Here is a 24,521-nt window from a genome sequence, read left to right as displayed (position 1 = left end):
AGCCCCGACCTTAAACGGCCATCAGGTCCTTTTCTTTTGCTTTCACGGCAACTTCGATATCAGCAACGAACTTGTCAGTCAGCTTCTGAACATCATCAGCGGCACGACGCTCTTCGTCTTCGCTGATTTCCTTCTCCTTGACCAGATCCTTGAGCTGGCTCAGGGCATCACGGCGGATATTGCGCACGGCAACCCGAGCGTCTTCAGCGGCATCACGCGCCTGCTTGGTGAAGCCCTTGCGGGTTTCCTCGGTCAGGGCCGGCATGGAGATCAGCAGCAGCTCACCCAGGTTGGTCGGGTTGAAGCCCAGGCCTGAGTTGAGGATGGCTTTATCCACGGCACCCAGCATGCTGCGCTCGAAAGGCACGACTTGCAGGGTACGCGAATCCTTGACCGTGACACTGGCGACTTGGTTGATCGGCGTATCGGTGCCGTAATAAGGCACCATCACGCCAGCCAGAATCTGCGGGTTCGCGGCGCCGGTACGGATACGACCGAAAGCGTGGTGCAGCGACTCCAGCGATTTGCCCATGCGTTCCTGGGCGTCTTTCTTGATTTCGTTGATCATTGTTCGCCTTCCTCGATCAGAGTTCCTTCAGCGCCGCCCACTACGATGTTCAGCAAGGCGCCAGGCTTGTTCATGTTGAAAACCCGCAACGGCATCTTGTGGTCACGGCACAGGCAGATTGCGGTCAGGTCCATTACGCCGAGCTTGCGGTCGAGTACTTCATCGTACGTCAGACGGTCGAATTTCTCGGCATGCGGATCCTTGAATGGATCGGCAGTGTACACGCCGTCGACCTTCGTCGCCTTCAACACGACGTCAGCATCGATTTCGATGGCACGCAGGCATGCGGCCGAGTCGGTGGTGAAGAACGGGTTACCGGTACCGGCAGCGAAGATCACCACGTCGCCAGAGTTCAGATGACGAACACCTTTGCGGCGGTCGTAGTGGTCAGTGACACCGACCATGGAAATGGCCGACATGACGATGGCGGGGATATTCGAGCGCTCCAGCGCGTCGCGCATGGCCAGGGCGTTCATCACGGTCGCCAGCATACCCATATGGTCACCGGTGACGCGATCCATGCCGGCCGCGCTCAGGGCCGCACCACGGAAGAGGTTGCCACCACCGATAACCAGGCCGACCTGGACACCGATACCAACGAGCTGACCCACTTCCAGCGCCATGCGATCCAGCACCTTCGGGTCGATCCCGAAGTCTTCCGAGCCCATCAGGGCCTCGCCGCTAAGTTTGAGCAAAATGCGTTTATAGCGAGGTTGACGACCACTCACCTGCTGAGCCATTGCGAATCTCTCCTGCGGCGTTTGTAAAATTCCGGGCGGGCTGTTTTCAGCCTGCGCCAACTGTAGCGTGGCGCTTGAATAGCGCCAGAGCGAAAGCAGATCTTGTAAACCGCTCGCGCTTTGACAAAGAGGCTGCGCGCGTGAGCGGGCAGCCTCTTTGGGGCGACAGATGTGAATCCGTCTTATTGCTTCTGGGCAGCAGCCAGTTGAGCAGCAACTTCTTCAGCGAAGTTGTCTTCTTTCTTCTCGATGCCTTCGCCTACTTTGAAGTAAGTGAAGGAAACGATTTCAGCACCAGCTTTCTTGACCAGAGCACCAACGGTGACTTCCGGGTTCTTGACGAAAGCTTGCTCGACCAGCGAGGCCTCGGCCAGGAACTTGGTGATACGACCAGCAATCATCTTCTCGACGATTTCAGCTGGCTTGCCTTTCATCTTGTCTTCGTTGAGCGTCAGGAATACGCCTTTCTCGCGCTCGATCGCTTCAGCGGAAACTTCCGATGGCAGCAGGAACTCAGGGTTGCTGGCAGCAACATGCATTGCAACATCTTTGGCCAGCTCGACGTCACCGCCTTTCAGGACAACAGCAACACCGATCTTGTTACCGTGCAGGTAGGTACCGACAACGTCACCCTCAACGCGCACCAGGCGACGGATGTTGACGTTTTCACCAACCTTGGAAACCAGGGCAAGGCGAGCCTCTTCCTGAGCTTCGATCAGCGGAGCAACGTCGGTCAGCTTGTCATTGAAAGCTTTCTCGACGCTGGCAGTAACGAATGCCTTGAAGTCGTCTTGCAGAGCCAGGAAGTCGGTCTGCGAGTTGACTTCCAGCAGAACGGCGGCTTTGCCGTCGTCCTTGATGGCGATGGCGCCTTCGGCGGCAACGTTGCCAGCCTTTTTGGCAGCCTTGATGGCACCCGAGGCGCGCATGTCGTCAATGGCTTTTTCGATATCGCCGCCGGCTTTGGTGAGGGCTTTCTTGCAGTCCATCATGCCTTCGCCAGTACGCTCACGCAGTTCCTTGACCAACGCTGCAGTAATTTCTGCCATTTCAAAATCCTCTTGGATAGGTTTTCAACCATTCCACCCGATACTCACGGGCGCTAAATTCTGGAAATCCACTACCTGTATGCGGCGCGTCGATAATGCGGACACTTGGCGACAGGAGGATTTCAAGGTGGCAAAAAGGGGGCCTAGCCCCCTTTTTGCGTGCCAAGTCGACGCTAAGCGTCACTTACTCGGCAGCTGGCGCTTCTTCAGCGTAGACTTCGGTGCCGCCGGCAACGTTGTTGCGACCACGGATGACGGCGTCAGCCATCGAACCCATGTACAGCTGGATGGCGCGAATGGCGTCATCGTTGCCTGGGATGATGTAGTCAACACCTTCAGGGCTGCTGTTGGTATCGACAACGCCGATGACCGGGATGCCCAGCTTGTTGGCTTCGGTGATAGCGATGCGCTCGTGGTCAACGTCGATCACGAACAGTGCATCAGGCAGGCCGCCCATGTCCTTGATACCGCCCAGGCTGCGATCCAGTTTTTCCAGATCACGGGAGCGCATCAGCGCTTCTTTCTTGGTCAGTTTGGCGAAGGTACCGTCTTCAGCCTGGACTTCCAGCTCGCGCAGACGTTTGATCGAAGCGCGGATGGTTTTGTAGTTGGTCAGCATGCCGCCCAACCAGCGATGGTCGACGTACGGCGAACCGCAACGTGCTGCTTCTTCAGCAACGATCTTGCCAGCGGAACGCTTGGTGCCGACGAACAGGATCTTGTTTTTGCCCTGGGCCAGGCGCTCTACGAAGCTCAGAGCGTCGTTGAACATTGGCAGGGTTTTTTCCAGGTTGATGATGTGAATCTTGTTGCGCGCGCCGAAAATGAACTTGCCCATTTTCGGGTTCCAGTAACGGGTCTGGTGGCCGAAGTGCACACCGGCCTTCAGCATATCGCGCATGTTGACTTGGGACATGATAGTTCCTTGATAAGTCGGGTTGGGCCTCCACGCATCCCAATGACCAACCCGCGATCTGTCGATCGGAGCACCCAGGTCATCGTGTCGATACGTGTGTGGGTTTGAGCTTGACGGGGCTATCCCCGGAAAGCGGCGCATTTTATACCACACTCGATCGATGAACGAAACCCGCAATACCATCGCCTTAGCGGCCTTTTGCACCCCGGGCGCAATCGCGCCAGAATGCCAGCATCCATGAGGCACCAGCCGTGGCGCGGGGCCCTGAAACCGCCAACGCTCTGCTAGAATCGCGCCTTTCCTGTTTGCCAGCGCCGCTGCGCGCCGTAGAGAGCCTGCAATGACCGTTACCATCAAAACCGCCGAAGACATCGAAAAGATGCGCATCGCCGGCCGCCTTGCCGCCGAAGTCCTGGAAATGATCGAAGAACACGTCAAGCCCGGCGTGACCACCGAAGAACTGGACCGCCTCTGCCACGACTACATCGTCAACGTGCAGCAGGCCATTCCGGCGCCGCTCAACTATAAAGGCTTCCCCAAGTCGATCTGCACCTCGATCAACCATGTGGTCTGTCACGGCATCCCCAACGAGAAGCCGCTCAAGGCCGGCGACACGTTGAACATCGACGTGACCGTCATCAAGGACGGCTACCACGGTGACACCAGCCGCATGTTCCATGTCGGCGAAGTGCCGGTCTGGGCCGAGCGCCTGTCGAGAGTTACCCAGGAATGCCTGTACAAGGCCATCGAACTGGTCAAGCCGGGCTGCCGCCTGGGCGATATCGGCGAAGTGATCCAGAAGCACGCAGAAAAGAACGGCTTCTCGGTCGTCCGCGAGTTCTGCGGCCACGGCATCGGCAAGGTGTTCCACGAAGAGCCGCAGATCGTGCACTACGGCCGTGCCGGCACCGGCATGGAACTGAAGGAAGGCATGACCTTCACCATCGAGCCGATGATCAACCAGGGCAAGGCCGACACCAAGGTGCTGGGCGACGGCTGGACCGCCATCACCAAGGACCGCAAGCTTTCCGCCCAGTGGGAGCACACCATGGTGGTCACCGCGACCGGCTACGAAATCTTCACCCTGCGCAAAGACGACACCATTCCCCGTACTTCAGCCTGACCAGACAGGACGCGACTCGATGCCACAGGTGGATCCCGAGCTGTTCGACCGCGGCCAGTTCCAGGCGGAACTGGCCCTCAAGTCAAGCCCGATCGCGGCCTTCAAGAAAGCCATTCGTCGTGCCGGCGAAGTGCTCGATGAACGGTTTCGCCAGGGCCGTGATATCCGCCGGTTGATCGAGGACCGCGCCTGGTTCGTCGACAACATCCTGCAACAGGCCTGGAACCAGTTCGACTGGAGCGAAGATGCCGATATCGCCCTGGTCGCGGTCGGTGGCTACGGTCGCGGCGAGCTGCACCCGCACTCGGACATCGACCTGCTGATCCTGCTGGACAGCGCCGATCATGAGATTTTCCGCGACTCGATCGAGCGTTTTCTGACGCTGCTCTGGGATATCGGCCTGGAAGTCGGCCAGAGCGTGCGCTCCGTCGATGAATGCGCCGAACAGGCCCGCGCCGACCTGACGGTGGTCACCAACCTGATGGAAAGCCGCACCATCAGCGGCCCCGAGCACCTTCGCCTGCGCATGCTGGAGGTCACCAGCCCCGAGCACATGTGGCCGAGCAAGGAGTTCTTCCTGGCCAAGCGTGCCGAGCAGAAAGCCCGTCACCACAAGTACAACGACACCGAATACAACCTCGAACCCAACGTGAAGGGCTCGCCCGGCGGCCTGCGCGACATCCAGACGGTACTCTGGGTCGCCCGTCGCCAATACGGCACCCTGAACCTGCACGCCCTCGCGGGCGAAGGTTTCCTGCTGGAAAGTGAGAACAAGCTGCTGGCCTCGTCCCAGGAATTCCTCTGGAAAGTGCGCTACGCCCTGCACATGCTCGCCGGGCGCTCCGAAGACCGCCTGCTGTTCGACCACCAGCGCAGCATTGCCGCCCTGCTCGGCTTCAAGGATGAAAACCCGAAACGCGCCATCGAGCAGTTCATGCAGCAGTATTACCGGGTGGTCATGAGCATTGCCGAGCTCAGCGACCTGATCATCCAGCACTTCGAGGAAGTCATCCTCGCCGACGACTCCAGCAGCACCACCCAGCCGCTGAACGCGCGCTTCCAGTTGCACGATGGCTATATCGAGGCCGTGCGCCCGAACGTGTTCAAGCGCACGCCGTTCGCCATGCTGGAAATCTTCGTACTGATGGCGCAGCACCCGGAAATAAAGGGCGTTCGCGCCGACACCATCCGTCTGCTGCGGGAAAATCGTCACCTGATCGACGACAGTTTCCGCAACGATATCCGCAACACCAGCCTGTTCATCGAGCTGTTCAAGTGCGAGATCGGCATCCACCGTAACCTGCGCCGAATGAATCGCTACGGCATCCTCGGGCGCTACCTGCCGGAGTTCGGCCTGATCGTCGGGCAGATGCAGCACGACCTTTTCCACATCTATACAGTCGATGCCCACACCCTCAACCTGATCAAGCACCTGCGCAAACTCCAGTACACCCCGGTGTCGGAGAAGTTTCCGCTGGCCAGCAAGCTCATGGGCCGGCTGCCCAAGCCGGAACTGGCGTACCTCGCCGGGCTCTACCACGACATCGGCAAGGGCCGTCAGGGCGATCACTCGGAGCTGGGCGCGGTGGACGCGCAAGCCTTCTGCGAGCGCCATCAACTGCCGGCCTGGGACAGCCGCCTGATCGTCTGGCTGGTGCAGAACCACCTGGTGATGTCCACCACCGCGCAGCGCAAAGACCTTTCCGACCCGCAGGTGATCCACGATTTCGCCCAGATGGTCGGCGACCAGGTGCATCTGGACTACCTCTACGTGCTGACCGTGGCCGATATCAACGCCACCAACCCCAGCCTGTGGAACTCGTGGCGCGCCAGCCTGCTGCGCCAGCTCTACACCGAGACCAAGCGCGCCCTGCGCCGCGGCCTGGAAAACCCGCTGGACCGTGAAGAGCAGATCCGCCAGACGCAAAGCGCCGCCCTCGACATTCTGGTGCGCGAAGGCACCGACCAGGACGACGTCGAACAGCTCTGGTCGCAACTGGGCGACGACTATTTCCTGCGCCACACCGCCGCCGATGTCGCCTGGCACTCCGACGCGATCCTCCAGCAGCCCGCCGATGGCGGCCCGCTGGTGCTGATCAAGGAAACCACCCAGCGCGAATTCGAAGGCGGCACGCAGATCTTCATCTACGCGCCTGACCAGCATGATTTCTTCGCCGTGACCGTGGCGGCGATGGACCAGCTCAACCTGAACATCCATGACGCGCGGATCATCACCTCCAGCAGCCAGTTCACCCTCGACACCTACATCGTGCTCGACAACGACGGCGGCTCGATCGGCGACAACCCGCAGCGCATCAAGCAGATCCGCGACGGCCTGACCGAAGCCCTGCGCAACCCGGACGACTACCCGAACATCATCCATCGCCGGGTGCCGCGCCAGCTCAAGCACTTCTCCTTCGCGCCGCAGGTGACCATCCTCAACGATGCCCAGCGCCCGGTGACCATCCTCGAAATCATCGCGCCCGACCGCCCGGGCCTGCTGGCGCGGATCGGCAAGATCTTCCTGGACTTCGACCTGTCGCTGCAGAACGCCAAGATCGCCACCCTCGGCGAGCGCGTGGAAGACGTGTTCTTCATTACCGACGCCGACAACCAACCGCTTTCCGACCCACAACTGTGCAGCCGCCTGCAGGACGCGATCGTCGAACAGTTGCGCGTCGACCAGGCCAGTGGCAATGAACCCTTTCGCCTGACCATTTAATGCTTTGACGAGAACCCGCGCCGATGAACACCGCTTTGAACCAGCTTCAGCCCTACCCGTTCGAGAAACTGCGCGCCCTGCTGGGCAGCGTCACCCCTGCGGCGGACAAGCGTGCCATCGCCCTGTCGATCGGTGAGCCGAAGCACACCTCGCCGGCTTTCGTGGCCAAGGCCCTGGCCGACAACCTCGACCAGATGGCGGTGTACCCGACCACCCTCGGCCTGCCGGCCCTGCGCGAATCCATCGCCCACTGGTGCGAGCGCCGCTTCGGCGTGCCGGCCGGCTGGCTCGACGCTGCCCGCCATGTGCTGCCGGTCAACGGCACCCGTGAAGCGCTGTTTTCCTTCACCCAGGCCGTAGTCAATCGCAGCGATGACGGCCTGATCATCAGCCCGAATCCGTTCTATCAGATCTACGAAGGCGCGGCGCTGCTGGCCGGCGTCAAGCCGCACTACCTGCCATGCCTGGACCAGAACGGCTTCAACCCGGACTTCGACGCGGTGCCGGCGGACGTCTGGCAGCGCTGCCAGATCCTCTTCCTCTGCTCGCCCGGCAACCCGACCGGCGCCCTGGTGCCGCTGGAAACCCTGAAGAAACTCATCGCCCTGGCCGACCAATACGACTTCGTCATCGCCGCCGACGAGTGCTACAGCGAACTGTACTTCGACGAACAAACCCCGCCGCCGGGCCTGCTCAGCGCCTGCGCCGAACTGGGCCGCAGTGACTTCAAGCGTTGCGTGGTGTTCCACAGCCTGTCCAAGCGCTCCAACCTGCCGGGCCTGCGTTCCGGTTTCGTTGCCGGTGACGCCGACATCCTCAAGGGCTTCCTGCTGTACCGCACCTACCATGGCTGCGCAATGCCGGTGCAGACCCAACTGGCGAGCATCGCTGCCTGGAACGACGAAGCCCACGTGCGCGACAACCGCGACCTGTACCGCGAGAAGTTCGACGCCGTACTGGATATCCTCGGCCCGGTACTGGACGTACAAAAACCGGATGGCGGCTTCTACCTCTGGGCGAAAGTCCCGGGCAATGACGATGCCGCATTCTGCCGTGACCTGTTCGAGCAACAGCACGTGACCGTGGTGCCGGGCTCGTACCTGTCCCGTGACGTTGACGGCGTCAACCCGGGTGCCGGCCGCGTGCGCATGGCGCTGGTGGCACCGCTGGCGGAGTGTGTGGAAGCGGCGAAGCGTATTCGGGCGTTTATCGAAGGTTGAACATTCTGCGCTAGCATCCCGCCCGGTGCACAACTGATGTTTCTGTCAGTTGTGCACCCAAAATAGCGCTCGGCGACGAGGGCTGTTCATCCTATTGCACCAGTTGGTTGATCTCGATGATCGGCAACAGCACCGCCATGACGATCACCAGCACCACCCCACCCATCACCACGATCATCAGCGGCTCAAGCAACGCGGTCATGCCCATGGCGCGGCGCTCGATGTCGCGGGACAAGGTTTGTGCAGCGCGCTCGAGCATCGGCGGCAGCGACCCGGTTTTCTCACCGCTGGCAATCAAATGAATCAACAGCGGCGGAAACACATTCTCCACCTTGAGCGCCGCCGCCAGGTTCGCGCCTTCTCGTACCCTGGCCGTGGCCTCGCTGACGCTCAGGCTCAGGCGTTCGTTGGACAGGGTCTGACGTGCCGCCTCCAGCGCCCGCAACAGCGGCACCCCGGCGCCGCCAAGAATCGCCAGCGTGGAGGCGAACCTTGCCGTGTTCAATCCCAGGACAAAACGACCGATCAGGGGAAGCTTAAGCACCCGATGGTGCCAGCTCAAACGCGCCGTCGGGTTGCGCAAATAAAGTCGCCAGCTCCAAAACGCACCGGTCATGACGGCAGCGCATAACCAGCCCCAGGTGCGGATGAAATCACTGGCATTGAGCATCGCAAGCGTCAGCCACGGCAAATCCTGACGGGCCTGGGAAAACGCACTCACCACCTGCGGCACCACGTAGCTGAGCAGGAAAATCACGATCCCGATCGACACCAGCCCGACCACGCCGGGATAAATGAACGCCGTGAGTATCTTGCTGCGCAGGTTGTTGCGCTCCTCGATGTAATCCGCCAGCCGCTCCATCACCTGCGCCAGGTCCCCGGACTCCTCCCCCGCCGCGATCAACGCCCGGTAGATTTCGGGAAAATCCCGGGGCCGCGCCGCCAGCGCCTCGGCCAGGCGCATGCCGCTGCGTACGTCGGCACGCACGCCACTGAGGGTGTGGGCGATATGCTTTTTCTCGGACTGCTCCACCGTAGCGCTCAGCGCAGCTTCCAGCGGCAGGCTGGCACTGAGCAGGCTCGCCAGTTGCCGGGTGGCCCAGGCCAGGTCGTTGTCCGAAAGCCGCGGGCTGAACAGACTGTCGGAACCGGAATGGGCCGCAGGATTCTCCTGTTGCACCGACAGCGCCGTCAGACCCCGACTGCGCAGCACGCCTAGCGCCGCACTCTGGCTATCGGCCTCGAGGTGTCCGGACTCGATCTTGCCGCTGGCATCAGCAGCTTCAAAACGGTAGCGGTTCATCAGGTGTCCCGTGTCACACGCAAGATTTCTTCAGGGGCCGTGACACCGCTGCGGATCCAGCGCTCGCCGTCCTCGCGCAAGCTGAGCATCCCGGCTTGCTGCGCGGCTGCCCGCAAGGCCTGCTCTCCGGCGCCTTGATGGATCAGGGTGCGGATATCGTCGTCGATGCAGAACAACTCATGAATCCCGGTACGGCCGCTGTAACCCGTGTGGTTGCAGGCCTCACAGCCCACTGGACGCCAGGTGCCGGGGGTTGCCGGGTCTTGCTGCCTGCACTGCGAACACAGGCGCCGCACCAGTCGTTGCGCCAGCACGCCGAGCATCGACGACGCCAACAGAAACGGTTCGACGCCCATGTCGACCAACCGGTTGACCGCCGACACGGCATCGTTGGTGTGCAGGGTCGCCAGCACCAGGTGACCGGTCAACGAAGCCTGCACGGCGATCTGCGCGGTTTCGAGGTCACGAATCTCGCCGATCATGATGATGTCCGGGTCTTGCCGGAGAATCGCCCGCAGGGCCAGGGCGAAGGTCATGTCGATCTTGGCGTTGACCTGGATCTGGCTGATGCCCGGCAGGTCATATTCCACCGGGTCCTCCACGGTGAGGATATTGCTGGTGCTGGCGTCGAGCCGTGCCAGTGCCGCATAGAGACTGGTGGTCTTGCCGCTGCCGGTCGGGCCGGTGACCAGCACGATGCCGTGGGGCTGGCGGATCAGTTGGTCGAGCCTGGCCAGCACCTGCGCGTCCATGCCGAGCGTTTCCAGATGCAATCGCCCAGCCTGTTTGTCGAGCAGGCGCATCACCACCCGTTCGCCATGACCGGTGGGCACGGTCGAGACGCGGATGTCGATCGGCCGCCCGGCCACGCGCAAGGTGATACGACCGTCCTGGGGCAAGCGCTTTTCAGCGATGTCGAGCAGGGCCATGATCTTGATCCGTGACACCAGCGCGCCATGCAGTGCCTTGCGCGGCGAGACCACGTCGCGCAGGGTGCCGTCGACCCGGTAGCGCACCACCGAATGGGTTTCGAAGGGTTCGATGTGGATGTCGCTGGCCTCGTCACGCGCCGCCTGGGTGAGCAAGGCGTTGATCATGCGAATCACCGGCGCGCCGTCCTGGGTGTCGAGCAGGTCGGTGATTTCCGGCATGTCCTGCATCAGGCGGTCGAGGTCGACTTCGTTCTCCGCCGCACCGACCACTGCCGCCGCGCTGCCGGTATCAGCGTAGGCCGTGGCCAGCAGACCGTCGAGTTCGTCATCGCGCACCCGCTCCAGCCTGGCCGGGCCGAACTGGCGACGCACCTCGCTGATCGACCAACCCGGTGTCGACGGGCACACCGTCAGCACCCCTTCACGCAACAGAATGCGCTGGGCCTTGGCCCAGGCGTAGGGCAGTGCGCTCACAGGTTCGGGCCTCCATCCAGCGGCACCGCCCTGATGGTCGCCCTCGGCGCTGAAACTGCCCCCGGAGCCGGGACGCCCTGCGCTGCGGTCGGCAGCTGCGGAGCCTGCATGTCTGGCATCGCCCAGTTGCGCTCCGGTTGCAATCCGCCCTGGGCGCGACGCATGAAGTCGTAACGATTGAGGGTGATGCTGCGCCCCGCCGCGCTGTCGCGAATGATGTACGGGCGCAGGAATACCATCAGATTTGTCTTGTTGATCGAGCGGCGTTCGTTACGAAACAGCGCGCCGATCCCCGGCAGGCTGCCGAGCCATGGCACCGCTTCGTTGCTCTGGCTGTAGCCGTCCTGCAACAGACCGCCGAGCACCATGATCTGGCCGTCGTCGAGCAGGATGCTGGTGTCGATCGCACGCTTGCTGGTGACGACCCCCGCCGACGTAGCGGAGGCCGATGCCCGCTCGTCGATGCTGCTGACTTCCTGATAGATATCGAGCTTGACCGTGCCGCCCTCGGAAATCTGCGGTCGCACGTTGAGCTTCAACCCGACCTCTTCACGGGTCACGGTCTGGAACGGGTTGTTGCTGGTTCCGCCGCCACCGGTAACGTAACTGCCGCTGACGAACGGAATGGTCTGGCCGACGAAAATGCTCGCGGCTTCGTTATCCAGGGTCAGCAGGTTCGGTGTCGACAGCACGTTGGTGCCGCCTTTGCTCTTCAAGGCCCGGGCCAGGACTTTCAAATCGAGGATTTTGCCGATGCCGGGGATGTCGACACTGCCATTCACGTAGCCGAGATTCAGCCCTTGGGGCAGAACATCTAGACTGGTCTTGCCGTTGAGGTTGATTCCGGAGCCGCCCAGATTGGCGCCGCCGATCACACCCTTGCCACCAAGATTGCCGGTCTGCCATTGCACGCCGAATTCACTGGCATCGTCTTCGCCGACCTCGACGATCAGGCTTTCGATCATCACTTGCGCACGGCGCTGGTCGAGCAGATCGATGACTTCCCGCAGGTTGCGGTACAGCGGTTCCGCTGCCGAAATCAACAATGTGTTGGTGGTGGCGTCGGCCTGGATGGTCACGCCACCCGCGCTGAACGCGACGTTCTGTTCACTGTCCTGCGCATTGCTGCCGCCGCTGCTGCCCTGGGCATAGTTGCCGCCCGAGCTGCCGTTATGGGCCGTTGAAGCGGTGCCGTTGGTTTGCATACCACTCTGGCTGCCCTGCCCGCTCGAATTGCCGCCCATGGCACTGAGTGCCGAGCGCGCGCTATCGCTGGTGTTGCTGTCGCTTTCGCCGGTCAGTAAACCCCGCAAGGTCTGAGCCAGCTTGCCGGCCTGGGCATTGCGCAGGTAAACCACATGCAGGTTGCTCGGGTTGCTTTGGGCGTTGTCGAGCTTGTAGATCAGGTTGCGGGCCAGCTCGGTGCGCTCGGGGCTGCCGGCGCGGATGATGATGGTATTGGAGCGCGGATCGCCGATCACCACGATTTTCTGGGTCGGATCGTTGCCCGATGTCTCCAGCAGATCGGCCACCATCGGCGCGATGTCGGCGGCGATGCCGTTGTGGATCGGTACCACGTCGGTGTCGATGGCACTCGGGATATCGATGGTGGCGATCAGCTCTGCGACCCGCTCAAGGTTGGCAGCGTAGTCGGTGACCACCAGGGTATTGTTGCCGGGATAGGAGTTGATCGGATTGTTCGGCGAGACGATCGGCCGCAGCACCGGGATCAGGTTGACTGCATTTTCGTACTGCAGGCGGAAAGTGCGGGTGAACATGCCATTGCCGGCCGGCTTGTCGGCGCTGTAGACCGGTCCGCCAAGAAATTTGGCGTCGACTTCCGGCACCACATGGGCCACGCCACCGACATCCACCACGCTGAAGCCCTGCATGCGCAGCACCGCCAACAGCATTTCGTAAGCCTGGCGCGCCGGCACCTGGCCCTCGGACACAAGCGTCAGGTTGCCTTTGACCCGCGGATCGACCAGAAACTGCTGGCCGGTGGAGCGGGACAGTGCCCGCACCACTGCCTGAATATCGGCCTCCACGAAGTTCAGGGTCACCAACTGGTCGCCCAGCGGATTGACCGCCGCGTGTGGCGTAGAAGCAGTGCGGGGCCGTTCGGTGATGTTGTGCCGTTGCTTGGGGACGGGCCTGGCCTGGGCCTGCATCCGCTCGCGATCCAGCACCGCGTCGCCACTGCGCTGGGTATTGGCCAAGGGCCGGCCGAGCTCGCTGTCCACCAGCAACGGCGGCTGGTTTTGCGGTGTGGTGCTGCTGCACGCACTCAACGCCATCAACAGCATTGGCAATGCCTTGCGCACCGGGTTGAAACCTGACCCCTTCATGAAGCTTCCTTAGCGCCCAGCGCCTGATCCATGCGTACAGTGCCTGACAGAGTGCCGGCGGTATCATCGGTCGCAGCGCCGCCTGCACGTTGCAGACGGGCCTCGACCACTTGCAGCGAAAATTGCCGTGGGCGGCTCAGCAGCCAGTCGAGCACCGCATCGGCGGGTGCGGCATCGAAGGTCAACTGCCAGCCCCCGGACGGTGCAGCCTGCAACTGGTAGTGGCCGCCCAGCCCGCCGGCCTGCAAGGTCTGTTGCAGCGCGTGTTCGAGGTTTTGTCCGTCGGGCCGGGGGCTGACGTCCCGCAGCAGCACGTCCAGTGCTTCGGTCTGGGCGCGCAGTTTCGGTGCCTCGGCTTGCCAATAGGCGATCTTCGCAAGCGGCGGCTGGATCAATGCCACCCAGAAAAACAGCCCCACCAGCAGCACCGCCATACCGCCGACCATGCGCTTTTCCCGCAGGGTCAATGCCTGCCAACCGGTCTGCAATCGAACGTTCAGGCGCTGCCACCCGGCCCGATGCCTGGCAAGGATTGGGTTATTCATCCTCTGCTCCGCTGCTGTCGTCGGTGGAGATCACCTCGGCTGCCGGGCGCAAAACCCAGCCGTCATCAGTGGCACTGACGCTGATGCCCGCCTGAGCCAGTGCACCTTGCCAGCCCTTGTCGTTGTCCGATCGGCTGGCCTCGGCCAGCAGGCTCAGTTGCAACGCACCGTCGGCGAACACCAGCCGCTGTACGCTGCCCATCATGAACGGCATGCTGCTGCCAGCCTGCAACACCAGACGATTGAAGCCTTGGGCGGGATCGTCCGCCGTGCCTTGCTGGCGGGCAGTGAGTTGCTGCCGGGCCTGTTGCAGCGGATTGAGGATCACCGGCAATTCGGGGAACGCCTGCTTCACCCGCTGTGTCATTTGCGCCTTGAGCTGCTGGCCCTGGAGGGCTTCACGGGCGGCGTACAGATTCAACCCGATCACCCAGACAGCCAATGCCACTGCGCAGCAAGCGAGCGCCCGCCCCAGCTTCGCCGCCCGGTATCCGCTTGCCGAACACCTCCGTGAAGCCCCCAATTCGGCGCAATACCTGACCAATAAAGCGCTGCAGGCTTTTCGTCGAGGCTCTCGCCGCGAGCGCCTTGGCCAATCCAATTCACCCTGTCGCCATCCGCCAGCAAGTCATCCAGGCGGTCTTCCATCAATGGCTCCACGGCCCCTTGCTCAGCGCTCTGGCGTAACAGCAAGTGGTCGTCCAGCAAGCAGGCGCTTATGTGTCCGGCAGGCGGCAAGGCAAGCCTGTAAGGCGCGGGATAAAGGCCACGCAAGGTCAATCGATGCTGGGCCAACAGCCGGGCGAGGCGATCCAGCTCAGCCTTGGCCAACCAGCTCACATGAACCTGCCCGTTGCCATCCCGGGCGCTATGGGCGACATGCAGGCGGTCCTTGTCCCCAAGGATCAGCGTCTGTACAGCGCACCCCACCGCAGCCCGCACTCTCGCGGCAGAAAGCGGCGGCAGTTCGATGCTGGTCATTACGCTGTCCGCAGGATGAAGAAAGCACTCGACGGCTCGCGACCCGGTTTGCTGCCCTATCTGCATGAGCGTGCTGACGCCGGTCTGCCCGACACGGCCGCGGTGTTCCAGACAAGCGAATTCAAGCTCGGTGTTTGCCGTCAGGTGCTCCAGTGGCGGCAATGCGATTCTCAGCAGCGTCATACTCCCGGCCTCGACCAGATCACCTTGGGCACGCCCTGTTCCGGACTATGCAGAAGCGCTTCCATGCCGACGCGACGCTTCTCGCAGCGGGTCTGGCCATGAAGCAGGAACCACTCGCTGCTAATGCCGACTTTGAGCCCGTCGATACTCAACTGCGGCAAGCGCAGACGATTGCCGATATCGCCTCGGTCTATGAACCAGAGACCGCTGTCACGTTCCGCCACGGCTGCTCTGGCCTGCGTCAGAGACAACCCCGGCACCATCGCGGCCAGGACTTCCGCACTGGCGGTATTGGCGTTGACCCAGGCATTGACCGGAATGATGCTGACGAATTGATCCAGCCGGGCAAGTAGCGCCTCGTTCATGCCATCGATGCCACGCAAACCTTCCAGGCTGCGCAACATCGGCAGGGCAGCAGGCAGCGGTTTGTGAATGTAGCCAGGAGAGGTGGAGCGACCACTGGCGAAGCTGTTCTGGGTAGCCGATTGCTCCGACACTTGTGGCCCGGGAACTCGCGGATAGGAGGCAATGACCCGTTGACTGATACGCTGCGCGAGACCGGCATCGATGCCAATCATTTCGCATAACCGCTCGAAACTGCGCACCTGATCGGCATCAACGCGCTCATTAGCCAGCAAGTTGCGCAGGTTGAACTTGCCTTGCTGATCGACCAATCGACCTTCGAACGGTCCCATCCGGGGGGTCGGAACGACGGTCTGAATGAGTTGTGCCCATGGCTGGTCAGGTCGGGTCAGCCGATCTCGCTTGCGAGAATCCAGAAGGACGTACCGGCTGACTTCCAGCCCCCCCAGGAGTGCCGCATGGCTCTGCACGCGACACTGTTCTGCCTCAAGTGACCGCGTGAGTACACTCTGGCGGGTCAGCATGCCGGCGGCAATCACCGCCACTACCGCCGCGATCAACAAGGCGCTGATGATCGCCATGCCCCTCTGCCTGGGCAATGTCCGCGAATACGATTTCATGGCGGCGCTTAGAGCTGCCAGGAGCCGATATCGGCATTCGCGCCTTCGCCATCCGGCTGGCCGTCGGCCCCCAGAGAAAAGATGTCCACTTCGCCATTGGCGCCGGGATTCAAGTAGTGATACGGATGACCCCAAGGGTCATTGGGCAGGCGCTCCAGATAGGAACGCCAGTGGGTATTTTTCGCGTCGGCCGGACGCTCCACCAGCACCTTGAGTCCCTGATTCATGCTGGGGTAGCTACCGTGGTCGAGACGATAAAGCTTCAGCGCCTGCATCAGCCCCGCGACGTCTTGCTTCGCCGCCGTGGCCCTGGCCTGGTCAGGACGATCGAGCACCTTGGGTACGACCATGGCCGCAAGGATACCGAGGATAACCACGACTACCATGATTTCTATCAGCGTGAACCCACGTTGACCGCGACGGTTTGCGGACTGATATTTGGCGCGCGCGAAATCCATTTCCACCTTCCTTGGCTTGGTTGCGATTCGGCGCGCAGTGTAACAAAACCGGTCCGATGAAAAATACAAATACCACCTGGGGCGCCTCGCCATTTCCTCGGGCCCGGGTGCTATTCTGCGCCCCTGTTTTCAGCCAAGAGTCATTCATGGAGACGTTGCGCAAGGAGCGTGGATTCACCTTGATCGAGGTCCTTGTGGCCTTGACGATCATTGCCATTGCGATGTCGGCGGCCGTTCGCATCGCGGGCCTGATGACTCAAATCAACGAACGGCTGCGTGATCGCTCGATGGCGCTGCTGGCGGCGCAAAGCCAGATCGCCGAGCTACGACTTGAAGGACGCTTTTCCGCGGGCCTGAAGCGTTTTGAATGTGATCAGGGAAGGTTGCAACTTCGTTGTGAGCAGACCATTGCTCCAAGCGCCGATGGGCGGCTGATGCACGTCACGGTCCTGGTTTCAGATGGCCTGCGCGAGGCACCGCCGCTGGCTCGGCTCGACACGCTCCTCAGCCAGGCAATGGAATAACGCCAGGAGCGTGTTCATGGACGAGTCAATCGAGGTAATACAGGGGAGTCCGGCAGCGTGCTGACTTTGAATCGGCTCTGCTCCGAACCTCGCTCGACGATGACCGCATCCCCTTCTATCGCCAGCAGGCGCAAACCGTTGGCCAGGCGGTCACCGGTGAGAAAGCTGCGGGGCGGGCCGTTGTTGAGGCTGATGATGGCCACCGCGCCTTGCGCACCGGCCATCACCCCGGACACCTTGATGTCCATCATCACAGGCTGGCTGGAAAACCATCGCAATGCGGGTGTGTCGGCGCGGGCCACTGGATCAGGGCGCGTTGCCGCCGGTGCATTGGATTCGGCCGACGTCAGCAACAGCGCTGACCAGACCAACACGCCCGCCAGCGCCGCGATCAAGGCCGCGCCTTGCAGAATGTGCGGCGCCGCTACACGAAAAGTGAATGCCAAGACAAAACCTCCCTGTTGTCTGGTGTTGCAGTCTACAGGACCGATAAACAACGACGGAACGTTGGCCATGCCCCAATACGGACAAAAGGGTTTTACCCTGATCGAACTGATGGTGGTGCTCATCATTGTTGGAATCGCCAGCGCGGCCGTCAGCATCAGCATCAAGCCAGATCCGCAACAACGCTTGCGCAAGGATGCCAATCGGCTGGTCCAGTTGCTGCAAATTGCCCAGGCCGAGGCGCAAGTCGATGGGCGCCCGATCACCTTGGAATCCGATGGCAAGGGTTTTCATTTCAGCCGTCGCAGTGACCAGGGGTTCGGCTTCGATCATTTCACCCAGGATTCACACCTGCATCCGCGCACCTGGGAAACGCCGGACCTCAAGATAAGCGTCACACCGAAACAGCGAGTGATCTTGAATGGGGAGTGGTTCAACCCGCCCATGCAACTGGCACTCTCCGACGGTCGCAACACCCTCGCCGTGCAGCGGACGGCCGACGGGCAAATCAGGGTAGTGAACGAGCCATGAAGCGCAGACAGGGCGGCCTTACCCTGATCGAGGTCATGGTGGCGATTCTGCTGATGGCAATCGTCAGTCTGATTGCGTGGCGTGGTCTGGACAGCGTGACGCGCACCGACAGTCATTTGCAGAGGGACGCAGAACAAAACCGGGAGGTCCTGCACACCCTGCACCAACTGGAGCGAGATGTGGCTTTGCGGGCGAACATCGAGTTGCAGGCGCCGGACCTGAACAACAACGACCCCCAACACGCCGCGAAGTCGAAGGTCATCAGCGTCCGCAGTACCGACAACAACAGCTTCCGTCTCGACGTGATCCGCAGCGCGGCAACTTCGGAGAGTGGCTTGCAGCGTGTTCGCTGGTGGCTGGAGGGGGACACGCTGTACCGTGCTAGCGCTGCTGCCCGGGATCGCTTCCCCTTGCCGACGCCCACGTCTCGCGACGGCGTGGCGGTACTGGGTAATATCACCAGCCTGCAGGTGCGTATCTGGGAGCCCGGCGCAGGCTGGCGCCAGTTGAACGGCAATCGTAAAAACGGCCCGCGAGGCCTGGAAATCCGATTGACCCGGGAAACGCCCCAGGGTGAGGAGCGTTTTCGACAGGTGCTGGGCCCACTGAATTGATTCGCTGACCCTCTACATACCGATGGAGCTCAGGGCAGCGTAAGCCCCAAGGCGGGTTCACTTCACCTGCCCCAGATTAGCCTCACTCAAGTCCAACTCCCCCAGCACCCTGCGCACCACATCGTCGCCGATCTCGTGATGACGGTGCAGCCGATACAGCTCCAGACGCTGCGCCCGCAGCGCACGCAAACGCAAGCGGCGCTCCAGTTGATCCATCTGTTCGGCCAGCGCGCGGGCCTCGGCGCTGTCGTTATAGGCATCGAGTTGCTGGCGATACTCGGCCATCAGGCGCGCTTTCAGTTCAGCCGCCAGTGCCGCCTGCGAAGCATCCTGCTGTGCGCCAGGTTCGGCGGTTTCTTCTGCTTCCAGCGCGTGAATCGCCGCCTCGGCAGTGCGGCGCCAGGCTTCATCAGCTTCCTGTTGCAGGGCGTCGTCCGCGCTTTTCTCGACGCCGCGCAGCAACAGCGGCAAGGCAATGCAGGCCGACACCAGCGACAGCAGGATCACCCCGGCGGCGATGAAAATCAGCAGGTCGCGTTCCGGGAAATCCTTGCCGGCACTGATCAGCAGCGGCACCGACATCACACCCGCCAAGGTCACCGCCCCGCGCACGCCACCCACGGTCAGCAGCCAGCAGGAGCGCGCATTCGGGCCGAGTACCAACTCGCCCTTGCCCCGCCAGCGACGCACCATGCCGATCAGTCGCCAGATGCTCTGCACCCAGACATAGCGCAGCAGCAGCAACACGCCGAAGATCGCCACCACCTCCAGGCAGCGCCAGGCCAGGGTCGGCCAGAGCGAGGCTTCGTGGCTGGTCACCGCCTTGATGATGTCCGGCAATTGCAGGCCCAGCAGCAGGAAGATCAGGCCATTGAAGGCGAACTCCAGCAGCGACCAGACACTGCGGTTGAGCAGTCGGGTACTGGTCTGCCGCGGCAGCAGGTCGAGCCAGCTCTGCATCATTCCCGCCGCCACGGCCGAGAGAATGCCCGAAGCGCCCAGGCGCTCGGCCAGTACATAAGCGGCGAACGGCAGGAGCAACATGAACACCACGTGGGTAGCCGGGTCGTCCCAGCCGCGAGCGATCATCCAGGTGCGCAGGCGGCCCACCAGCCAGCTCAAGGCAACGCCGATGGCCAGGCCGCCGAGCGCCACCAGGACGAAGGTCAGGCTGGCCTCGGCCAGGGAAAACACCCCGGTGATGGCTGCCGCCAGGGCGAACTTGAAAGTCACCAGGCCCGACGCGTCGTTCATCAGCGCTTCGCCTTGCAGCATGTGCATCAACGGCGTCGGCAGGCGGTCCTGGGTGATGGCCGACACCGCCACGGCATCGGTCGGCGACAGCACCGCGGCAAGCGCGAAGGCCACGGGCAGCGGAATGGACGGAATGATCCAGTGGATGAAGTAACCGGCGCCAACCACGGTAAACAGCACCAACCCCACCGCGAGCGTGAGGATCGGCCCGCGCAAGCGCCACAGTTCGCGCTTGGGCATGCGCCAGCCATCGGAGAACAGCAGCGGCGGCAGGAACAGGAAGAGAAACAGTTCAGGGTCCAGCGCCACATGCAAACCCAGGGTCGGCCAGGCCAGCAAGGCACCGGCGGCGATCTGCACCAGCGGCAACGGCAGCGGGATCATTCGCCCCACCAGCTTGGAGACACTGACCAGCATCAGCAGGATGAGGACGGTATAGGCTGACTGCATACGGCGTGTTTCCTGTTCGATTCGAAAGCATTCCCTGGCACGCTGGACAGCCGAGTGCCATTGGACACATATAGTAACGACCTCGACCACCGAGCGACCGCTGAACATACGTCGCAGGTCGGCGGAGAATGTGTAACACCATGCTACACAAGACTTTTATCCTGCTGCATCGGTTTTACCCTCCCATACCGTGATTACAAGGAAGAGCGTCCGATGGCCCCAGACCTGAACAACGATAGCCCCGATCGCGCCCTGCTCGTCATCGACGTGCAGAACGACTTCATTCCCGGCGGTGCCCTGCCGGTGACCGGCGGCGACCAGATCGTGCCGCTGATCAACCGCATCGCCGGCGGCTTTCGCAACGTGGTCCAGGCCCAGGACTGGCACCCCGCCGGTCACGCCTCGTTTGCCTCCAGCCATCCGGGCCGCAAGCCGTTCGAGGTGATCGAATTGCCATACGGCCCGCAGGTGCTGTGGCCCGACCACTGCATCCAGGGCAGCGAGGGCGCGCTGTTCCACCCGTTGCTGAACATCCCCCATACCCAGTTGATCGTGCGCAAGGGCGGCAATCCGGCGGTGGATAGCTACTCGGCATTCACCGAGGCCGACCAGAAGACCACCACGGGCCTCGCCGGCTACTTGCAGGAAAAGGGTATTTCCACCGTCTACGTGGTCGGCCTGGCGCTGGATTTCTGCGTCGCCTGGACGGCACTGCATGCCCGGGGCAAGGGTTTCGTCACTTATGTGGTGCTGGACGCCTGCCGGGCCATCGACAGCGACGGCTCGCTGGAGCGGGCAATGGCGGAGATGCAGCAAGCCGGGGTGATTTTCATCGAGTCCCGGCAGTTACTCGTCGCACCCTGATACACGCATGTCCGATGCCGGCGCCACAGCCGTGGCGCCGTGCCCGTTGTTGCCGCATAATCCAGCCCACCCAAAATTCCGAGGAGTCGCGGGGTTGCTGCGGGAACGCCCGACAACCCTTAATGTTCAATGGCTTACACTCTTTACGGCATCAAAGCCTGTGACACGATGAAAAAGGCACGTAGCTGGCTCGAAGAACAAGCCATCGACTACGCCTTCCACGATTACAAAACCCAGGGCATCGACCGGGACAGCCTCAACCGCTGGTGCGACGAGCACGGCTGGAACGTGATCCTGAACCGCGCCGGCACCACCTTCCGCAAGCTCGATGACGCCCAGAAGGCCGACATCGACCAGGCCAAGGCCGTCGAACTGATGCTCGCCCAACCGTCGATGATCAAGCGCCCGGTACTCGACCTGGGCGACAAGACCCTGGTGGGTTTCAAACCGGACCTGTACGCGGCCGCGCTGAAGTGAGCCGCACGCTTTTCATCAATTTCAGTACGAGGTAACTGCATGTCCACTTCCCTGTTCAGCCTGGCCTTCGGTGTCGGCACCCAGAACCGCCAAGGCGCTTGGCTGGAAGTCTTCTACGCCCAGCCACTGCTCAACCCGGCCGCCGAACTGGTCGCCGCCGTCGCCCCATTGCTGGGTTATGAAGGCGGCAACCAGGCCATCACCTTCACCACGTCCCAGGCCGCGCAACTGGCCGAAGCGATCAAGGCTGTCGATCCGCTGCAATCCGCCCTGCTGACCCGCCTTGCTGAAAGCAGCAAGCCGCTGGTCGCCACGTTGCTGGCCGAAGACGCCACCCTGAGCTCGACGCCCGAGGCGTACCTCAAGCTGCACCTGCTCTCCCACCGCCTGGTCAAGCCGCACGGCCTGAGCCTGGCCGGCATCTTCCCGCTGCTGCCGAACGTCGCCTGGACCAGCCAGGGCGCCATCGACCTGGCCGAACTGGCCGAGCAGCAACTGGAAGCGCGCCTGAAAGGCGAGCTGCTGGAAGTGTTCTCGGTAGACAAATTCCCGAAGATGACCGACTACGTCGTGCCGACCGGCGTGCGTATCGCCGACAGCGCCCGTGTCCGCCTGGGCGCCTACATCGGCGAAGGCACCACGATCATGCACGAAGGCTTCGTCAACTTTAACGCCGGCACCGAAGGCCCGGGCATGATTGAAGGCCGCGTTTCCGCGGGCGTCTTCGTCGGCAAGGGTTCGGACCTGGGCGGCGGTTGCTCGACCATGGGCACCCTGTCCGGTGGCGGCAACATCATCATCAAAGTGGGCGAAGGCTGCCTGATCGGCGCCAACGCTGGTATCGGCATCCCGCTGGGCGACCGCAACACCGTCGAAGCCGGCCTGTACATCACCGCTGGCACCAAGGTGCAACTGCTCGACGAGCAGAACCAACTGGTCAAAGTGGTCAAGGCCCGCGACCTGGCCGGCCAGACCGACCTGCTGTTCCGCCGCAACTCGGTTTCCGGCGCTGTCGAGTGCAAGACGCACAAGTCGGCCATCGAGCTGAACGAAGCGCTGCACGCCCACAACTAAGTGGTACGATCGGGTCTGGCCTTTCGCCAGACCCGATATTCAGGCCCTACGATCATGTTCCAACCCTCTCCCTGGCGCGCGGATTTTCCCGCCATCGCCGCCCTGCAACGCCAGCACCAGACCTATCTGGACAGCGCGGCAACCACCCAGAAACCCCAAGCCCTGCTTGATGCGCTGAGCCATTACTACGCCCATGGCGCAGCCAATGTGCACCGTGCCCAGCACCTGCCGGGCGCCCTGGCGACCCAGGCCTTCGAGGCCAGCCGGGAAAAAGTCGCGCTCTGGCTCAATGCCAGTGCCAGCGGACAAATCGTCTTCACCCACGGCGCCACCTCGGCACTGAACCTGCTGGCCTACGCCCTCGAAGGACGCTTCGAGGCCGGTGAGGAAATCGCTGTCAGCGCCCTCGAACACCACGCCAACCTGTTGCCGTGGCAGCAACTGGCCAAGCGCCGCGGCCTGAAGCTGGTGATCCTGCCGCTGGACGGGCGCGGCCAGATCGACCTCGACGCGGCCCTGCAACTGATCGGGCCGCGGACCCGCGTGCTGGCGGTCAGCCAGCTCTCCAATGTCCTCGGCACCTGGCAGCCGTTGCAGCCGTTGCTCGACCATGCCCGCGCCCAAGGCGCGCTGACTGTGGTCGACGGTGCACAAGGCGTGGTCCACGGCCGGCACGACGTTGCCCGGCTGGGTTGTGATTTCTACGTCTTTTCCAGCCACAAGCTCTACGGCCCGGATGGCCTCGGCGTGCTCTACGGGCGCCACGAGGCATTGGCGCTGCTGCGCCACTGGCAGTTCGGCGGCGAAATGGTGCAACTGGCCGGATACGAAGAGTCGAGCTTCCGCCCCGCCCCACTTGGCTTCGAAGCCGGTACGCCGCCGATCGCCAGCGTGATCGGCCTCGGCGCGACCCTGGACTACCTGGCCAGCCTCGACCAGAACGCCGTCACCGAACATGAAGCCGCGCTGCACCGCCATCTGCTGCGCGGCCTGCAGGACCGCGAAGGCGTTCGCCTGCTCGGCGCACCGCAGGCGGCCCTGGCCAGCTTCGTGGTGGATGGCGTGCACAACGCCGATGTATCGCACCTGCTGACCGAGCAGGGTGTCGCCGTGCGCGCCGGCCATCACTGCGCCATGCCACTGGTCAATCGCCTCGGGCTCGACGGCGCGATCCGCGTGTCGCTGGCGCTGTACAACGATTCGGACGACCTGCTGCACTTCTTCAACGCGCTGGACCAGGCCCTGGAGTTGCTGCGATGAGCCTCGCCCCCGGTACACAAGAGGCACTCGACAGCTTCAACGCCGCTGCGGGCTGGGAACAGCGCGCCCGCCTGCTGATGCAGTGGGGCGAACGGCTGGCGCCGCTGAGTGATGAGGAAAAGTCCGACGCCAATCGCGTCCATGGCTGTGAAAGCCAGGTGTGGCTGGTGGCCCATGAAGCAGACGGCCGCTGGCGTTTCGCCGCGGGCAGCGATGCGCGCTTGATTCGCGGCTTGCTGGCGTTGTTGCTGGTGCGGGTCGAGGGCTTGTCCAGCGCCGAACTGCGCGCGCTGGACCTGCCCGACTGGTTCAATCAGCTCGGCCTCGGCCGGCAGCTCTCCCCTTCGCGCAGCAACGGTCTGAACGCCGTGCTGCAACGCATGGCTCAGCTCGCTTCGGGCGGCTGAGCCTTTTTGCGCTCGGCCGGGGGGGGGGGGGGGGCCCCCCCCCCCCCCCCCCCCCCCCCCCCCCCCCCCCCCCCCCC

General features: G+C 62.7%; 23 protein-coding genes and 1 pseudogene. 11 read left to right on the top strand and 13 right to left on the bottom strand.

Features of this window, described 5'->3' with window-relative positions:
• Positions 1–10 precede the first annotated feature (10 nt).
• The 4 genes from frr to rpsB form a co-directional block, all read right to left on the bottom strand.
• Positions 11–568 carry a ribosome recycling factor gene (gene frr, locus NTD82_RS13395; protein ID WP_095154083.1) on the bottom strand — a complete coding sequence of 186 codons (558 nt, stop codon included), beginning with the start codon at positions 566–568 and terminating at the stop codon, positions 11–13.
• Positions 565–1,308 (bottom strand): UMP kinase, encoded by a 744-nt coding sequence (gene pyrH / locus NTD82_RS13390; protein WP_095154084.1) that lies wholly within the window; start codon positions 1,306–1,308, stop codon positions 565–567. The genes frr and pyrH overlap by 4 nt, the downstream gene beginning before the upstream one ends.
• 182 nt (positions 1,309–1,490) lie before the next feature.
• Entirely contained in the window at positions 1,491–2,357 is an 867-nt protein-coding gene (gene tsf, locus NTD82_RS13385; protein WP_095154085.1) for a translation elongation factor Ts, read from the bottom strand.
• 184 nt (positions 2,358–2,541) lie between these two features.
• Positions 2,542–3,273 (bottom strand): 30S ribosomal protein S2, encoded by a 732-nt coding sequence (rpsB, locus tag NTD82_RS13380; protein ID WP_095154086.1) that lies wholly within the window; start codon positions 3,271–3,273, stop codon positions 2,542–2,544.
• Positions 3,274–3,613: 340 nt separating this feature from the next.
• Between rpsB and map the strand changes: the two genes are divergently transcribed.
• Genes map through dapC form a run of 3 tightly spaced genes read left to right on the top strand, consistent with a single transcriptional unit; the run spans position 3,614 to position 8,338 of the window.
• Complete coding sequence (gene map, locus NTD82_RS13375) at positions 3,614–4,396, top strand: type I methionyl aminopeptidase (RefSeq protein ID WP_095154087.1); 783 nt, start codon at positions 3,614–3,616, stop codon at positions 4,394–4,396.
• Positions 4,397–4,415: 19 nt separating this feature from the next.
• Positions 4,416–7,118 carry a [protein-PII] uridylyltransferase gene (locus NTD82_RS13370; RefSeq protein WP_095154088.1) on the top strand — a complete coding sequence of 901 codons (2,703 nt, stop codon included), beginning with the start codon at positions 4,416–4,418 and terminating at the stop codon, positions 7,116–7,118.
• Between the two features lie 23 nt (positions 7,119–7,141).
• On the top strand, positions 7,142–8,338 hold the full coding sequence (gene dapC / locus NTD82_RS13365; protein ID WP_262129065.1) for a succinyldiaminopimelate transaminase: 1,197 nt from the start codon (positions 7,142–7,144) through the stop codon (positions 8,336–8,338).
• A 91-nt stretch (positions 8,339–8,429) separates the two neighbouring features.
• Here dapC and gspF read toward each other — a convergent pair whose 3' ends face one another.
• From gspF to gspG, 7 genes and pseudogenes are all read right to left on the bottom strand, one after another.
• The gene (gene gspF, locus NTD82_RS13360; RefSeq protein ID WP_262129064.1) at positions 8,430–9,641 is read right to left on the bottom strand and encodes a type II secretion system inner membrane protein GspF; all 1,212 of its coding nucleotides are present in this window, start codon (positions 9,639–9,641) and stop codon (positions 8,430–8,432) included.
• Positions 9,641–11,047 carry a type II secretion system ATPase GspE gene (gene gspE, locus NTD82_RS13355; protein WP_095154091.1) on the bottom strand — a complete coding sequence of 469 codons (1,407 nt, stop codon included), beginning with the start codon at positions 11,045–11,047 and terminating at the stop codon, positions 9,641–9,643. The genes gspF and gspE overlap by 1 nt, the downstream gene beginning before the upstream one ends.
• Positions 11,044–13,395, bottom strand: coding sequence for a type II secretion system secretin GspD (gene gspD / locus NTD82_RS13350; RefSeq protein ID WP_262129063.1), 2,352 nt, complete (start codon positions 13,393–13,395; stop codon positions 11,044–11,046). The genes gspE and gspD overlap by 4 nt, the downstream gene beginning before the upstream one ends.
• Positions 13,392–13,940, bottom strand: coding sequence for a type II secretion system protein GspM (gene gspM / locus NTD82_RS13345; protein ID WP_095154093.1), 549 nt, complete (start codon positions 13,938–13,940; stop codon positions 13,392–13,394). The genes gspD and gspM overlap by 4 nt, the downstream gene beginning before the upstream one ends.
• Positions 13,933–15,104 (bottom strand): annotated as a pseudogene (gspL, locus tag NTD82_RS13340) (type II secretion system protein GspL). The gene gspM and the pseudogene gspL overlap by 8 nt, the downstream one beginning before the upstream one ends.
• The gene (gene gspK / locus NTD82_RS13335; protein WP_262129062.1) at positions 15,101–16,087 is read right to left on the bottom strand and encodes a type II secretion system minor pseudopilin GspK; all 987 of its coding nucleotides are present in this window, start codon (positions 16,085–16,087) and stop codon (positions 15,101–15,103) included. The pseudogene gspL and the gene gspK overlap by 4 nt, the downstream one beginning before the upstream one ends.
• An 8-nt stretch (positions 16,088–16,095) precedes the next feature.
• A complete protein-coding gene (gene gspG, locus NTD82_RS13330; RefSeq protein ID WP_095154096.1) occupies positions 16,096–16,545 on the bottom strand; it encodes a type II secretion system major pseudopilin GspG in 450 nt (149 codons plus the stop codon).
• Between the two features lie 146 nt (positions 16,546–16,691).
• Between gspG and gspI the strand changes: the two genes are divergently transcribed.
• Entirely contained in the window at positions 16,692–17,069 is a 378-nt protein-coding gene (gene gspI, locus NTD82_RS13325; RefSeq protein ID WP_095154097.1) for a type II secretion system minor pseudopilin GspI, read from the top strand.
• 14 nt (positions 17,070–17,083) lie between these two features.
• Here the strand turns inward: gspI and NTD82_RS13320 are convergent, their stop codons facing one another.
• Complete coding sequence (locus tag NTD82_RS13320; protein ID WP_095154098.1) at positions 17,084–17,515, bottom strand: general secretion pathway protein GspC; 432 nt, start codon at positions 17,513–17,515, stop codon at positions 17,084–17,086.
• A 67-nt stretch (positions 17,516–17,582) separates the two neighbouring features.
• On the opposite strand from NTD82_RS13320, the gene gspH reads away from it, so the two are divergent.
• Positions 17,583–18,044, top strand: coding sequence for a type II secretion system minor pseudopilin GspH (gene gspH / locus NTD82_RS13315; RefSeq protein WP_262129210.1), 462 nt, complete (start codon positions 17,583–17,585; stop codon positions 18,042–18,044).
• The gene (locus NTD82_RS13310; RefSeq protein ID WP_262129061.1) at positions 18,041–18,658 is read left to right on the top strand and encodes a type II secretion system protein GspJ; all 618 of its coding nucleotides are present in this window, start codon (positions 18,041–18,043) and stop codon (positions 18,656–18,658) included. The genes gspH and NTD82_RS13310 overlap by 4 nt, the downstream gene beginning before the upstream one ends.
• A 57-nt stretch (positions 18,659–18,715) precedes the next feature.
• Here NTD82_RS13310 and NTD82_RS13305 read toward each other — a convergent pair whose 3' ends face one another.
• The gene (locus NTD82_RS13305; RefSeq protein WP_262129060.1) at positions 18,716–20,362 is read right to left on the bottom strand and encodes a Na+/H+ antiporter; all 1,647 of its coding nucleotides are present in this window, start codon (positions 20,360–20,362) and stop codon (positions 18,716–18,718) included.
• Between the two features lie 213 nt (positions 20,363–20,575).
• Here NTD82_RS13305 and pncA point away from each other — a divergent pair, with 213 nt between their 5' ends.
• The 5 genes from pncA (at position 20,576) to NTD82_RS13280 (ending at position 24,444) form a co-directional block, all read left to right on the top strand.
• Positions 20,576–21,226, top strand: a complete 651-nt coding sequence (pncA, locus tag NTD82_RS13300; protein WP_262129058.1) for a bifunctional nicotinamidase/pyrazinamidase — start codon at positions 20,576–20,578, stop codon at positions 21,224–21,226.
• Between the two features lie 129 nt (positions 21,227–21,355).
• Entirely contained in the window at positions 21,356–21,703 is a 348-nt protein-coding gene (locus tag NTD82_RS13295) for an ArsC family reductase (protein ID WP_095154103.1), read from the top strand.
• Positions 21,704–21,742: 39 nt separating this feature from the next.
• Positions 21,743–22,777: a 2,3,4,5-tetrahydropyridine-2,6-dicarboxylate N-succinyltransferase gene (gene dapD / locus NTD82_RS13290; RefSeq protein WP_262129057.1), complete on the top strand. Its 1,035-nt coding sequence runs from the start codon at positions 21,743–21,745 to the stop codon at positions 22,775–22,777.
• 54 nt (positions 22,778–22,831) lie between these two features.
• Positions 22,832–24,037 carry an aminotransferase class V-fold PLP-dependent enzyme gene (locus tag NTD82_RS13285; protein ID WP_262129056.1) on the top strand — a complete coding sequence of 402 codons (1,206 nt, stop codon included), beginning with the start codon at positions 22,832–22,834 and terminating at the stop codon, positions 24,035–24,037.
• Positions 24,034–24,444, top strand: a complete 411-nt coding sequence (locus NTD82_RS13280; RefSeq protein ID WP_262129055.1) for a SufE family protein — start codon at positions 24,034–24,036, stop codon at positions 24,442–24,444. The genes NTD82_RS13285 and NTD82_RS13280 overlap by 4 nt, the downstream gene beginning before the upstream one ends.
• The last annotated feature ends 77 nt before the right edge of the window (positions 24,445–24,521 follow it).

The organism is Pseudomonas sp. 5P_5.1_Bac1 (assembly GCF_025466015.1).
Taxonomy (GTDB): Bacteria; Pseudomonadota; Gammaproteobacteria; order Pseudomonadales; family Pseudomonadaceae; genus Aquipseudomonas.
The sequence above is the reverse complement of the archived record's forward strand: the minus strand, read 5'-3'. Positions and strand labels throughout refer to the sequence as shown.